This window comes from Paractinoplanes bogorensis, from assembly GCF_018829635.1.
GTDB lineage: Bacteria > Actinomycetota > Actinomycetes > Mycobacteriales > Micromonosporaceae > Actinoplanes > Actinoplanes bogorensis.
This window is the reverse complement of record NZ_JAHKKG010000001.1, coordinates 983,966-996,074: the sequence shown is the minus strand read 5'-3', so window position 1 is coordinate 996,074 and position 12,109 is coordinate 983,966. Positions and strand designations below refer to the sequence as shown.

Genomic DNA, 12,109 nt, shown 5'->3' with positions numbered 1-12,109 from the left:
CAGCGACCCGTGGGCGATCGTGGGCGCGGCCGTCGACCGTCGTGGGCGCAGCCGCCAGCGACCCGTGGGCGATCGTGGGCGCGGCCGTCGACCGTCGTGGGCGCAGCCGCCAGCGACCCGTGGGCGATCGTGGGCGCGGCCGTCGACCGTCGTGGGCGCAGCCGCCAGCGACCCGTGGGCGAGGTCGACGCATACAAAGCAAAACGTCCGGTCGTGGCCGACGCGAGTAGCTCCGGCGTGAGCTGGAAGTCGCGCGTCGGGCTGAGTTCCGATTGGCGGCGTTGGTGGCCGGTCTTGGTTCGCTGCACCACGCCACGCACGGGGGGGTGCGCCGGTTGAGGTCGTCGAACGGCGGGTCGGGGTGAGCGGGTGGCGGTTGCCGCGAACGGCGAACCTCGCGATCGGCGTGCTGCAGCGGGCCATCGATGCACCCGACGACCGCCTCACCAACCATGATCAGACAGTCGATCGGGTAGGTCGTGCCAGGCTGGGCTCGCCACCGATCGAACCCGGCGCCTCGCTCAGAACCTATGGACTCCGGCAATATCGACCTGCGGTTGAAATGCGACATCCAGTTTCTCCAGAGCCGCCTTTTCACCGTTACCACCGAATGATGACCCGCGCCGGCCCGTCGGCAAAGGACGGTATCGAGTGTCGCCTCGACCACGTCGTTCGGCGACCCAGGAAACTCATTCAACCTCCACCCGAGCGCACGCCGGACGCCGACCTCATTGCCCATAGCCACAACTGCCTCATGCGAATCGCAGATCGCGTCACTCCCCGCATTGCGGACCGAAGCAGTCGAACCTCCGGTTACACCATTCGGCGGTGCGGCCGCAGGCGACACGGCGGGCGCAGACTGAGCCGACTCCGCCGGATCAGTCTGCGGCGGAACCATCGACGCAATCCGGCTGGTTGCGGCGATCTCGTCACGAGCTGGATCGGCCGGAACGGTGCGAGCCGGATCATCGCAGGGGGCGAGGCGGCGCTGCTCCTCGATGTAGCGCAGTTTCTCGGCATGGCGGCGTTTCAGGCCGTAGTAACGGCGAATCTTGTGCAGGCGCCGGAACTCGTCCATGTCCGGGTCGTAGTTGCGCGCCTTGGTTCGATCACGCATCTGGGAGATTTCGGCTCGCCCGAACAATGACAATTGGGCCATGGAACAATTCTTTCGCACCCGACTACCGCCACGTCAGTATTCGATCATGTCAATTTGCTGATAATTGCGCGCCGAACGGGGAATTCGATGAGTATCTGGTCACGGTGACACTCGATGCCGTCCAATGCCGGCGGATCGTGCGGGTCAAAAGAACCGGCGGGTCATGCGGGTCAAAAGAACCGGCGGATCGTACGGGTCAAAAGAAAGGGAACGCGCGCCGTGGATGAGGCATCACGCGTCGACGGTCGCGGTGGTGGCGGCCGGCTCGCGCCGGAGGACCAGGAGCGCGCTTGCTGCGACCACGACCGCAAGCGCGACCGCGGCCATCACCGTCACGGCGTCGGGCTTCAACAACGGCTGGCCCCGCAGTGCCTGCCACGTCAGCAGGACCGTCAACCCGGCGTAGCCCAGGCCGCCCACCAGGATCAGCCGGGCCCGTGTGCGGTCGGTCCAGCGTGTGAACCTCGTCAGCAACAGGGCCAGCAGCGGCAACGCCTGCAGGCCGTGCATTCCGATGAAGTGGCCGATGCGCAGGTCGCCGCCCGTGGTGCTCCAGCCCGTGACGGGCAGGCCCGGACCGCCGTCGGGTACGCCGACCGCGTGGGCGCCCGAGATGCCCGCCAGGCCGGGATCCTGCATGGGTGTGACCATCGGGACCGCCGCCAGCATGCCGAGCAGGGACAGGAAAAGTCCGAGGCGGATCGCGTACGCGGAAACGGGGTTGGGGATTCTCTGCAGCAGCGCGACGATTCCGATGACCAGGTGCGCGAGGAAGAGCACCAGGATCGAAGTTCCCATGATCGAGAAGAGTTGCTCGTCGAGGGGGTTGCTGTCGTTGAAGTGGCTGCGATGACCGCGCGCGGCCTGGACCGTGATGATGGCCATCTCGATGAACGCGACCGCGACGATGATGGTGCCGGCCCATTCGGCGAGGCGGCTGCGGCGTGGCAGCACGGCCAGCATCCAGGCCAGTGTGAGCGCGTAGAGGACGAACGAGACGGCGAACTTGAACGGCTTCAGCCAGACGGGCGCGCCGAGGAGGGTGCGGTTGTCGGTGAGAATCCCGACGACGGTGACCAGGGTCAGCAGGAGCATGGCGGCGGTGAGCACCAGCAGCGGCCGGTGCCATCTTTCCGTGAGGCGAGTCATGCTGGCAGCGTCGCGCCGATAACCGGCCGAATCGTCCGTCCGCGGGCCCCGACTGCGGCCGGTGGTCCGAGGCTGTCTCCTACCCAGGGAGGAACTACTGTCCCCTAGGTGATCGACTTCCCGGCTGATACGGCGGATGCCGCCGGCCGTCCCAGCAGCTCCGCCTTCGGCCGCAATGTGGTCGCGGACGCCCTGAACAACGATGCCCGCGACGTGAAGGACTGGCGGCGCGGCTACCTGCGCCATTTCCGGGCGCTGGTCGAAGCGGGGCTGAACGACGGGTACGACATCGCGGCCGCCGGCCTGGCCTCGGTGCACGCGCGGATGCCGGTCACGATCGAGCCGCCGGAGCGCGAGTTCGACACCCTGACCATCGACGGGGACGCGGCGCCGGAGCGGGAGGTCGTGCTCCCTTATCGCGGCGAACGACTGCGCGGCGACGCTCTCTCGCGACAGCTCGACACGTGGACCACCAAGGGTGTGATCGAACCGTCGTGCGCCGAGGCCGTACGGGAAATCATGGCCCATCCGGACTGGCTCGACCTCTCCGATCAGCGGCTCGTCGTGGTCGGTGCGGGCGCCGAGATGGGTCCGCTGCCGGCCGTGCTGGCCTGGGGCGGCACGGTGATCGGGATCGACCTGCCGAAGGTGTGGGAGCGGGTCGCCGCCGTGCCCAGCGCGGGCCGGCTGATCGCGCCGGTGCTGCCCGGGCGGGCCGCGGGCGCCGACCTGCTCACCGAACTCGGTGCCGTCGCGCACTGGCTGGCGGGCATCGACGGGCGGCTCGTGCTCGGCAACTACGTCTATGCGCCGGGTGCGGCGTACGTGAAACTCTCGGTCGCCTTCGACGCGCTGGCCGTGCATCTGCGGGAGCGGCGGGACGATCTCGCGCTGGCTTTCCTGGCCACGCCGACCGACACCTTCGCCGTGCCGCCGGCCGCCGTCGAGCAGGCGAACGCGCGTTTCGCCGGTCGGTCGCGCCTGGCCCGGCTCGTCGGCCGTTACCCGAACCTGTTGCAGCCCAACTATCCGGGCGACCACATCAACGACAGCCTGGTGCCGCAGCAGGGCCCGAACTACGCGCTGGCCAAGCGGATCCAGCGCTGGCGGGCGTCGCTGGCCCGGCGGGACGGCGTGGTGAGTTTCGCGGTCGCGCCGCCGACCCGGACCCGTTCGGTGACCAGCAATCGCGTGCTGGCCGCGGCGTATGCGGGGGCGCACCTGTTCGACGTCGAGATCTTCGAGCCGGCCACGGCCAACCGTCTGATGGCGCTGCTGCTGGTGCACCAGCTCCGGAAGCCACGCCCGGCCGCCGCGACGGTGTGGGAGGACGAGGCGGTCGCGGCGGCGCACGGCGGGTTGTGGCGAACGGCCTATCTTCCCCGTACGGCGTTGGGGCTGGCCGCCGTCCGTGGCTTCCTGCCGTGACGGAGGTCCTGCCGCACTACGAGACATTCGCCGGGCTCGCCGTGGAACAGCTGCCGTCGAAGCGCATCCGGGTGCGGGGCGACGATGCGTTCGCTGCGGCCCTGCAGAACCAGGGCGTGACCGTGTCGGCGCCGGAAGATCCGTTCGATCTCGTGGTGGCTCTCTCCGTGCGCGAGCCGGCGGATGATCCGCTGGTCGAGCGGCCCGGATTCGTCATGCGGCGCACGGCGACGTTGTGGATGAGCCGCACGGGGTAAGAAGTCGGTCATGCGCAGACTCGTGGTCACGGAGAACATCACGGTTGACGGTGTGATCTCGCCGATCGGCGACTGGTTCGATCCCGCCGACGCGGACGAGGAGCTGGCCGCGGTCAACGCCCGGAACGGCGCCGACTCGGATGCGCTGGTGCTGGGCCGGGTGACGTACGAGGAGTTCGCCGGGTTCTGGCCCCAGCAGGACGGGGAGATCTCGGCCTATCTGGACCAGGTCGCCAAATACGTGGTGTCGGCGAACCTCGACAAGGCGGAATGGCAGAACACCACGATCCTGCGCGGGCCGGTCACCGACGAGCTCGCCGCCCTCAAGCAGGCCGAGGGCGCCGACATCACGATCACCGGGAGCGCCACCCTCGTACGCTCGTTGATCCCGACCGGACTCGTCGACGTGTACCGGCTCTTCGTCTACCCGCGGGTCCAGGGCCACGGCGTGCGGCTCTTCGAGGACGTGACGCTCGGCCTCACCCCGATCGAGACGAGGACGTTCAGTTCCGGCGTGCTGCTGCTCGAATACGCGACTAGTCCGGGTGGATCCGCCCCGCGGTAGCGGTCAGCCGCGCCCCCGAGCCGCCCCAGCGCAGTGCCACGATCTCGGCCGCGATGCTGACCGCGGTCTCCTCGGGTGTCCGCGCCCCCAGATCGAGCCCGACCGGGGAGGCCAGATGGGCCAGCTCGGCATCGGACAGTCCCGCCTCTTGCAGGCGTTTGTTGCGGTCGTCGTGCGTACGGCGGGAACCCATCGCACCCACGTAGGCGACCGGCAACCGCAGCGCGACCTCGAGCACCGGCACGTCGAACTTCGGGTCGTGGGTCAGCACACAGAGGACGGTCCGCTCGTCGATCCGGCCCGCCTCGGCCTCGGTGGTCAGATAGCGGTGCGGCCAGTCGACCACGACCTGGTCGGCCGACGGGAAGCGGCGCGCGGTGGCGAACACCGGCCGGGCGTCGCACACGGTCACGTGATAGCCGAGGAACGACCCGATCCGCGCGGTCGCCGCCGCATGATCGGTGGCCCCGAAGACGAGCATGCGGGCCGGCGGCGCGAACGAGGCGACCGGCACGGAGAGTCCCTCACCCCGGCGCTCACCTGACGGACCGTAATGGAGCATTCCCGTACGCCCCGCAGCCAGCAACCCGCGGCCGTCGTCGGTGGTCGCGTCGTCGATCCGGTCGTGGCCCAGGGTGCCGGTGCGTGCGTCCGGCGTGATCAGCAGATGACGCGCCCCGTCGAGCCGGGTCAGCAGCGCGATCGGCCGGGCCGCGGCGATCGCCCGGGCCAGTTCGGGCAGCTCGGGGAACGACTGCCGGTCGACCCGCTCGATCAGCAGCTCGATGATGCCGCCGCAGGTGAGCCCGACCTCGAACGCGTCGTCGTCGCTGATCCCGTAGCGGGCCACGCTCGCCTCGCCGGTCTCGATGACCTCGCGGCACAGCTCGTAGACGGCACCCTCGACACAGCCGCCGGAGACACTGCCCACCACCTCGCCGCCGGGGCCGACGACCATCGCCGCGCCGGGCTGCCGGGGCGCGCTCGACCAGGTCGCCGTCACGGTGGCCAGCCCGACCGGCTCGCCCGCCTCCCACCAGGCCAGCAGCCTGTCCAGTACGTCACGCATGAGGATTCAGCTCCGGGACGTCGAGATCGAGATCGTCGGCCACGTCGTCGACGGGCACCACGCGTACGGGATGAGCCTTGAGGTAGGCCCGCGCTCCGGTGTCACCGACCGCCGACTCGATCACGCCCGGCCAGTGCGCGCGGCCGAGCAGCACAGGATGCCCGCGCCGGGTGCCGTAGCCGCCCATGACCAGGGCCTCGGGATCGGCGTGGGCGGCCACCCGGCGTACGGCCGCGGCCGTGACACCGGGCATGTCGACCAGCAGGATCACCGCGGCGTCAGCATTTTCTACAGCCAGCAGCCCGGCTTTCAGTGAGGACGCCATCCCGCTGCGCCAATCCGGGTTGATCACGGTCTGCGGCAGGTCGGGCGCAGCCGCTTTGACAAGTGAGGCCGAGGCGCCGAGCACCACCACGACAGGCGAGAGGCCGGCCGTACGCAGGGTGTCGGCCCCCCTCTGCACGAGCAGGCGGTCGGGATAGCGGATCAGCGCCTTGGGCAGCCCGTAGCGGCTCCCCGCGCCCGCGGCGAGCAGGATCCCGGCGGTGATCCCGGCCATGTTTTTCAGAGTAGCGCCGAAGGTCGTCAGGAGACGGCGGGCTCGATCGTCAACGTGCCGGCATCGGCGTCCAGCATGGCCGGCGTGCCGACCGGAATCGCCCCTTGACCGATCGGCAGACCGCCCAGGATCGGCACCTCGAGCGGCGCCAGACGGTCACGCAGAACGTCGAGCACATTGCCCGGCCCGCACTCGATGTAACGGCCGACGGCCACTCCCCGTACGCCCTTGAGCCGTCCCGTCCGGTGCAGCATGGTCAGCTGCCGGTCGATCTGCTCGGGCCGCAGCCCGTACCCCTCGAGCAGCAGGATCGCGCCGTGCAGGCTGGGCAGAACCCATCCGGCGGCGGTGGCGATCTGTTCCTGGTCGCCGCCGAGCAGCACCCCGGTCGCCCGCCCGGTCGTGGTCAGCTCGCCCGTGTGCGAGTCGGGTTCGCTGGTCACCACCACCGGCTCGGTGCCGAACGCGGCCGCCACGAACGACTGGTCGGGCCCGCCGTAGATGCCGGCCAGCCCGGCCCGCTCCCAGAACGCCAGGTGCAGGATCGTGCACTCCCGGAACCCCACCAGCAGCGTCGGCAGGTGCGCCGCGGTGGTGAAGTCCAGGTCGTCCGCGATCCGGTGCGCCTCCGGGCCGGTCCCGACGGCCACGATGGCCTTGACCTTCAGGTCGCGCAGGGCCCGGTCGATGTCCTGAACGCGGGCCTCGTCGTCCAGGGTGCCGACCGAGACCTCGAGGCCCAGATCCTTGAGTCGCTGCTCCGTGCGCTCGACCTCGGACCGTTCCGCCGGGCCGGTCGGCGCCACCACACGCACATGATCGCCGGGCCGCAGCCGCGGCGGCCGGACGACATCGACATACTCGTATGCACTCTGCACAGGCGCATTATCGCGTCGCTTTTGCCGCAGCGCCTCGGGCGGACGACCAGATCGTTCCGGGTCGGGTCACGATGATGCCTTTCCCGTACGGGCTCGGAGCGCGCACGATCGACCCATGACCACCGCCCTTCTCGTCATCGACGTCCAGGAATCGTTCCGGCAGCGCCCGCTCTGGCGCACTCTCGACAACCCGGCCCTGTTCGCCAACGTCAACCGTCTCGTCGACGCGGCACGGGCCGCCGGCCACCGGGTCGTGTGGGTGCTGCACGCGGAACCGGGCACGGGTGACGTGTTCGACCCGCAGAACGGGCACGTCCGGGTGGTCGACGAGCTCAAGCCGCTCCCCGGCGAGCACCTCGTCGTGAAGTCCGCGCACAACGCGTTCACCACCACGAACCTGCAGCAGTACCTGACCAGCACCGGCGTGACCGCGGTGACCGTGTGCGGCCTGCGCACCGAGCAGTGCGTCGAGACCACGGCCCGGGTCGCCTCCGACTTCGGGTACGAGGTCACCTTCGTCACCGACGCCACCGGCACGTTCCCGATCCCGCACTGGACCGCGCCGGCCGACCAGACCGTCGAGGAACTGCTGGCCGATCCGCGTACGCTGGCGGCGTCCGACGTGACGGCCCGCACCGAATACGCGCTGGCCGGCCGGTTCGCCACCATTCGTACGGTGGACGACTACCTGGGAGAGTGACGAGACGGTGCACCGGGTGGTGTTCGTGCTGACCCCACGGTTGCACCTGCTCGACCTGGCCGGCCCGGCCCAGGTGTTCTCCACCGCCCCCGGTTACCGCCTCGAATACGTGGCCGACTCCCCTTCCGTGCCGTCGTGGCAGGGCGTGACCCTGCAGGCGTCGGTCGAGTGGCCCGCGCTGACCGCCGACGACCTGGTGCTGGTGCCGGGCTGGCGTGAGGGCTATCCCCCGGTCGGCCCGGCGCTGCTGCAGCGGATCGCCGAGCACCACGCGGCCGGCGGCACGGTGGCCAGCGTGTGCTCGGGCGCCGAGGCCCTGGGCCGGGCCGGGCTGCTCGACGGGCGCCGCTGCACCACCCACCACGACCTGCAGGACCGGCTCGCCCGGCATCATCCGCGAACCACCGTCGTACGGGATGTGCTCTATGTCAGCGACGGCCGGGTGGTGACCTCGGCCGGGATCGCCAGCGGCATCGACCTCGCCCTGCACCTGGTGGCCCAGCGGCACGGCCCGGCGGTCGCGGCCCGGGTGGCCCGCGAGATGGTCGTCTACGCCCGGCGCAACGGCGACGAGCAGCAGGCTTCGGCCATGCTGCGGCATCGGGGCCACCTCAGCGACGTGGTGCACCGCGTGCAGGACCGGATCGACGCCAAGTTCACGATGCCGCTGCCGCTGGGCGACCTGGCCTCCGGGGCCGGGGTGAGCGAGCGGACGCTGACCCGCCTGTTCGAGGCGGCGACCGGGCGGACGCCGCTGCGCTATCAGCAGCTGCTGCGCGTGGAACGAGCCGAATACCTGATCGGGCACGGCGCCACGGTCGAGTCGGCCGCCCGCGCGGTCGGTTTCAGCGACGCCCGCATGCTGCGCCGGTTACGCGCCCGCGCCTGATCATTTCGGTAGGGTTCGTCGGCATGAAGGTGCTTGAGGAAGACGTCCGCATCGCCGGCTCCGGCCACGAGATCAGGGCCAAGGTGCTCACGCCCGACGGCGGCGGAAACCGGCCGGCTCTGCTGCTCTACTCCGACATCTTCCAGCTGACCGAGTCGACGCTGCGCACCTGCCGCCGGCTGGCCGCCGAGGGCTTCGTCGTCTGCGTGCCCGAGATCTATCCGCGCGGCGAGCTCGCGGGCGTCGCGCTCGAGTTCGACGACGCCGGCAAGCAGGCCGGGCTGGGCGGGGCCGCCGCGATGACGACGGCCGAGTTCGACGAGGACCGCGTGTCGGTCGTCGACTATCTGGCTCAGCGCTCCGACGTGACCAGCCTGCACGTCGGCGGCTGGTGCCTGGGCGGGCACCTGGCGTTCCGGGCCGCGCTGGACGAGCGGGTCGCCTCGACCGTCTGCTTCTATCCGACCGGCCTGCACAACGGTGCGCTCGGCGCCGACCACGCCGACTCGCTGGCCCGCGCCGCCGGCATCACCGGCCAACTCATGATCATCTTTGGCTCCCGCGACCCGCACGTGCCCGCCGCCGCCCGCGCCCAGATCCTGTCCGAGCTCTACGCGGCCGGCCACGAAGACCTCGAGCTGCACGTCTACGCGGGCGGCGAGCACGCCTTCATGCGCGACGTCGGCCCGCGCTACGACCCCGAGCTCACCGACCGCGGCCTGACCGAGGCGGTGTCCTTCCTCCGCGGCCGGTCGCTCTAGGGCGTTCGGTCCGGGTCGGATTTCCCCGTACGAGGTCGTCGTGCACCCGCCACCGCTCGGTCACGGCCGCCCGGGCCGCGGCGTCGTCCCCCGAGGCGAGCCGTTCCCGGAGCAGCCGCAGCGCGATCCGCCGGTTCAGCCCGAACTGGCGCTCGGTGTCGACCACGACCACGATCCCCGACGGCCGGTGGGTGGCGCGCACAGCCGTGCTGGCCTTGTTGCGGTGCTGCCCGCCCGGCCCGCCCGTGCGCGTCGCCACCACGTCCACGTCCCGCTCGTCGAACGTCGTCCGTGGATCGTCGTCCGGCACCGGCTGCGCGATGACGTACCAGTTCTTGCGGCTGTGCGCCGGGCGGAACGGGCTGGGCGCCTGCCAGCAGAGCGTGCCCGTCCACCCTTTCGCGAATTCCTCCGCGCCCGCGCCGGCGATCTCGAGCAGAACCGACCGCTCGGCCTTTTCCCCGGCCACAGTGAGCCCGCTCGCGGCCGCCTCCTCCGACAGTCGTCGCACCAGTTCGGCCAGGGCCCAGTCGCATTCCCGCGGCCCGCGACCGGCCGACAGCAGCAGCCTCATCCGCGTTCCTTGGTCTTGTATGTGACCACCGGAACCGTCACCGCGAGCGGCGTGGCCAGTTCGTGCGCCACCAGATCCGCGATGACCGACTCGATGCGCTTGTAGGCCGTCGGCGCCTCCTCGAACAGCAATTGCCGATCCCCGCAGACAACCAGACTTCCCACGCCCGTACGCCGGAGCTCGGCCACGGTGTGCTTGGCCTTCCCGCGCCGCAGGGCGTCCGCGCGCGACATTTTCCGTCCCGCCCCGTGCGCCACCGAGAAATTGGCCGCCGCGCCCGCATGTCCGGCCACCAGATAGGACGGAGTACCCCGGGTACCCGCGATCAGCACCGTACGGCCGTCCCCGTTCGCCGCGCCTTTCCGGTGCAGATAGAGCCCGTCCCTGATTTCCACGAAGTTGTGGCACTCGTCCACGATCGCCCCGCCGACCTGAACGCCCAGTGCATTACCGACCCGCCGGGCCATGAGCCGCCGATTGAGCGACCCCCACCGCACGGCTTCGTCGTGGGCTTTCAGATAGGCCGCCGGGTCGGCGGCCGGCCCCGCGCCGTGCACCTCGGTGTGGGCCCGCAGAATGCTCTCGCCGAGCCCCCGCGACCCGCTGTGCACGATGAGAACGAAGTCGCCCTTGCTGACCACGGCCGCTTGCATCACGTCGTCGACCCGGGCCAGCTCGACGAAATGGTTGCCGCGCCCGACCGTGCCAAGACTGTCGGTAAAGCCGGCCGGGATCTCGTCCGGCCACTCCTCGTCGTCGGCGTCGAGGGCCCGATCGAGGTCGGGAAAGCGGGCGGCGAGACGTTCGGCGTTGGGGCGCTTGATCTTGACCGGGAAAACGGCGATCCCGCAGCCGATGTCGGACCCGACCAGAAACGGATAGAGCGTTTCCGACAACATGGCGGCCCCGATCGGAGCCCCCTTACCCGGGTGCAGATCCGGCATCCCGGCGACATGCCGCATGCCGTCGAGCCGGGCGACCCGGTCGCACTGGTCCCGCGCATCCGATTCGATCCAGCTGCCGGGCGACGAGAAGACACGAACCGAGGCAGGCGTGAGCTGCTGCTCAGACAAAAGAGAACTCCAAAGAATGGCGAAATGACGGGAAGGCGTTCGGCTGGGTTCATCCGCGTTCGGCTGGGTTCATCCGTCAGTACGTCATGCGCCGACTGTCCCCGACCGCCGCCGGCCGGGCAACCGAATTTCGGCTGGGTGGGTCTGACGGACCTGGTCAGAAGGGACCCAGACAGGGCGGCCCACCGAGGTTTCCCCGGCGGTTCCATGGAGGGCGTCACCTGCTTCAAGGAGAGAACAATGACTGCACTCACCGGCCGCGTCGCGCTGATCACCGGCGCGTCCAGCGGTATCGGCGCGGCCACCGCCCGGCTGCTCGCGGCCCGCGGCGCGAAGGTGGCGCTGCTCGCCCGGCGCAAGGACCGTCTCGACGAGCTCGTCGCCCAGATCACCACCGCCGGCGGCACCGCGCTCGGGCTGCCGGTGGACGTCACCGACGCCGACGCGCTCGGGTCCGCCGTCGCTCAGGTCAGCACCGCGTTCGGGCCGGTGGACCTGGTGGTCAACAACGCCGGGATCATGCTGCCGGCGCCGGTCGAGGAACTGCGGGCCGACCAGTGGCAGCACCAGATCGACCTGAACATCACCGCCGCCATGCACACCATCGGCGCCGTCGTGCCGCAACTGGTGGCGGTCGCGGGCGAGGGCCGCCCGGCCGACCTGATCAACACGTCGTCGATCGCGGCGCAGAACATCTTCCCGAACTTCGCCGTCTACTCGGCGACCAAGGCGTACATCACGCACCTGTCCCGGCATCTGCGGGCCGAGCTGGGCCCCAAGGACGTCCGGGTCTCGGCCGTCGAGCCGGGCATCGTCGGCACCGAGCTGCAGGGCCACGTCACCGACCCGGGCGCCCTGGCCTGGCTGGCCGGCGCCCGGGAGACCGTCGACTGGCTGACCCCGGAGGACGTGGCCGAGGTGATCGCGTTCACCGCGGGCCTGCCCCGGCACGTCAACCTGCAGCAGGTCACGGTCATGCCGACCCGCCAGGCGTCCTGACCGGGTAGGACTGGCCGGACCAGTCAGGCGGGTCCCGCGGGCGCGGGTG

Annotated in this window: 14 protein-coding genes; 8 read left to right on the top strand and 6 right to left on the bottom strand. The window is 70.5% G+C overall.

The window, feature by feature from the left end:
• The first annotated feature begins 376 nt into the window (after positions 1–376).
• Entirely contained in the window at positions 377–1,147 is a 771-nt protein-coding gene (locus tag KOI35_RS04720) for a hypothetical protein (protein ID WP_215784716.1), read from the top strand.
• A gap of 243 nt (positions 1,148–1,390) precedes the next feature.
• On the opposite strand, the gene KOI35_RS04715 is transcribed toward KOI35_RS04720, so the two are convergent.
• Positions 1,391–2,308 carry a hypothetical protein gene (locus tag KOI35_RS04715; RefSeq protein WP_215784715.1) on the bottom strand — a complete coding sequence of 306 codons (918 nt, stop codon included), beginning with the start codon at positions 2,306–2,308 and terminating at the stop codon, positions 1,391–1,393.
• 108 nt (positions 2,309–2,416) lie between these two features.
• Between KOI35_RS04715 and KOI35_RS04710 the strand changes: the two genes are divergently transcribed.
• The 3 genes from KOI35_RS04710 to KOI35_RS04700 are packed head-to-tail and all read left to right on the top strand — an operon-like array spanning position 2,417 to position 4,558.
• Entirely contained in the window at positions 2,417–3,736 is a 1,320-nt protein-coding gene (locus tag KOI35_RS04710) for a hypothetical protein (RefSeq protein WP_215784714.1), read from the top strand.
• Positions 3,733–3,993 carry a hypothetical protein gene (locus KOI35_RS04705; protein ID WP_215784713.1) on the top strand — a complete coding sequence of 87 codons (261 nt, stop codon included), beginning with the start codon at positions 3,733–3,735 and terminating at the stop codon, positions 3,991–3,993. Before KOI35_RS04710 ends, KOI35_RS04705 begins: the two co-directional genes overlap by 4 nt.
• A 10-nt stretch (positions 3,994–4,003) precedes the next feature.
• The gene (locus tag KOI35_RS04700; RefSeq protein ID WP_215784712.1) at positions 4,004–4,558 is read left to right on the top strand and encodes a dihydrofolate reductase family protein; all 555 of its coding nucleotides are present in this window, start codon (positions 4,004–4,006) and stop codon (positions 4,556–4,558) included.
• On the opposite strand, the gene KOI35_RS04695 is transcribed toward KOI35_RS04700, so the two are convergent.
• From KOI35_RS04695 to KOI35_RS04685, 3 genes are read right to left on the bottom strand one after another with little or no spacing between them, the layout of a single operon-like run.
• A complete protein-coding gene (locus KOI35_RS04695) occupies positions 4,530–5,627 on the bottom strand; it encodes an XdhC family protein (protein ID WP_215784711.1) in 1,098 nt (365 codons plus the stop codon). The two genes, KOI35_RS04700 and KOI35_RS04695, sit on opposite strands and share 29 nt — an antisense overlap.
• Positions 5,620–6,186 carry a nucleotidyltransferase family protein gene (locus tag KOI35_RS04690; protein WP_215784710.1) on the bottom strand — a complete coding sequence of 189 codons (567 nt, stop codon included), beginning with the start codon at positions 6,184–6,186 and terminating at the stop codon, positions 5,620–5,622. Before KOI35_RS04690 ends, KOI35_RS04695 begins: the two co-directional genes overlap by 8 nt.
• Before the next feature lie 26 nt (positions 6,187–6,212).
• Positions 6,213–7,064: a S66 peptidase family protein gene (locus KOI35_RS04685; RefSeq protein ID WP_215784709.1), complete on the bottom strand. Its 852-nt coding sequence runs from the start codon at positions 7,062–7,064 to the stop codon at positions 6,213–6,215.
• A gap of 115 nt (positions 7,065–7,179) precedes the next feature.
• Between KOI35_RS04685 and KOI35_RS04680 the strand changes: the two genes are divergently transcribed.
• Genes KOI35_RS04680 through KOI35_RS04670 form a run of 3 tightly spaced genes read left to right on the top strand, consistent with a single transcriptional unit; the run spans position 7,180 to position 9,414 of the window.
• The gene (locus tag KOI35_RS04680; protein ID WP_215784708.1) at positions 7,180–7,764 is read left to right on the top strand and encodes a cysteine hydrolase family protein; all 585 of its coding nucleotides are present in this window, start codon (positions 7,180–7,182) and stop codon (positions 7,762–7,764) included.
• Positions 7,765–7,771: 7 nt separating this feature from the next.
• Complete coding sequence (locus KOI35_RS04675; RefSeq protein WP_215784707.1) at positions 7,772–8,653, top strand: GlxA family transcriptional regulator; 882 nt, start codon at positions 7,772–7,774, stop codon at positions 8,651–8,653.
• 23 nt (positions 8,654–8,676) lie between these two features.
• Positions 8,677–9,414 (top strand): dienelactone hydrolase family protein, encoded by a 738-nt coding sequence (locus tag KOI35_RS04670; RefSeq protein WP_215784706.1) that lies wholly within the window; start codon positions 8,677–8,679, stop codon positions 9,412–9,414.
• Here KOI35_RS04670 and KOI35_RS04665 read toward each other — a convergent pair.
• The gene (locus KOI35_RS04665) at positions 9,359–9,988 is read right to left on the bottom strand and encodes a peptide chain release factor-like protein (RefSeq protein WP_215784705.1); all 630 of its coding nucleotides are present in this window, start codon (positions 9,986–9,988) and stop codon (positions 9,359–9,361) included. The genes KOI35_RS04670 and KOI35_RS04665 overlap by 56 nt on opposite strands.
• Positions 9,985–11,061, bottom strand: a complete 1,077-nt coding sequence (locus KOI35_RS04660) for an RNA ligase RtcB family protein (protein ID WP_246612405.1) — start codon at positions 11,059–11,061, stop codon at positions 9,985–9,987. The genes KOI35_RS04665 and KOI35_RS04660 overlap by 4 nt, the downstream gene beginning before the upstream one ends.
• A gap of 240 nt (positions 11,062–11,301) precedes the next feature.
• Here KOI35_RS04660 and KOI35_RS04655 point away from each other — a divergent pair, with 240 nt between their 5' ends.
• Complete coding sequence (locus KOI35_RS04655; RefSeq protein WP_215784704.1) at positions 11,302–12,060, top strand: SDR family oxidoreductase; 759 nt, start codon at positions 11,302–11,304, stop codon at positions 12,058–12,060.
• The last annotated feature ends 49 nt before the right edge of the window (positions 12,061–12,109 follow it).

Coding starts and splice junctions, on each gene's coding strand:
- KOI35_RS04670 (WP_215784706.1), top strand. CDS start 8,677: ATGAAGGTGCTTGAGGAAGACGTCCGCATCGCCGGCTCCGGCCACGAG.
- KOI35_RS04695 (WP_215784711.1), bottom strand. CDS start 5,627: ATGCGTGACGTACTGGACAGGCTGCTGGCCTGGTGGGAGGCGGGCGAG.
- KOI35_RS04715 (WP_215784715.1), bottom strand. CDS start 2,308: ATGACTCGCCTCACGGAAAGATGGCACCGGCCGCTGCTGGTGCTCACC.
- KOI35_RS04665 (WP_215784705.1), bottom strand. CDS start 9,988: ATGAGGCTGCTGCTGTCGGCCGGTCGCGGGCCGCGGGAATGCGACTGG.
- KOI35_RS04690 (WP_215784710.1), bottom strand. CDS start 6,186: ATGGCCGGGATCACCGCCGGGATCCTGCTCGCCGCGGGCGCGGGGAGC.
- KOI35_RS04700 (WP_215784712.1), top strand. CDS start 4,004: ATGCGCAGACTCGTGGTCACGGAGAACATCACGGTTGACGGTGTGATC.
- KOI35_RS04680 (WP_215784708.1), top strand. CDS start 7,180: ATGACCACCGCCCTTCTCGTCATCGACGTCCAGGAATCGTTCCGGCAG.
- KOI35_RS04655 (WP_215784704.1), top strand. CDS start 11,302: ATGACTGCACTCACCGGCCGCGTCGCGCTGATCACCGGCGCGTCCAGC.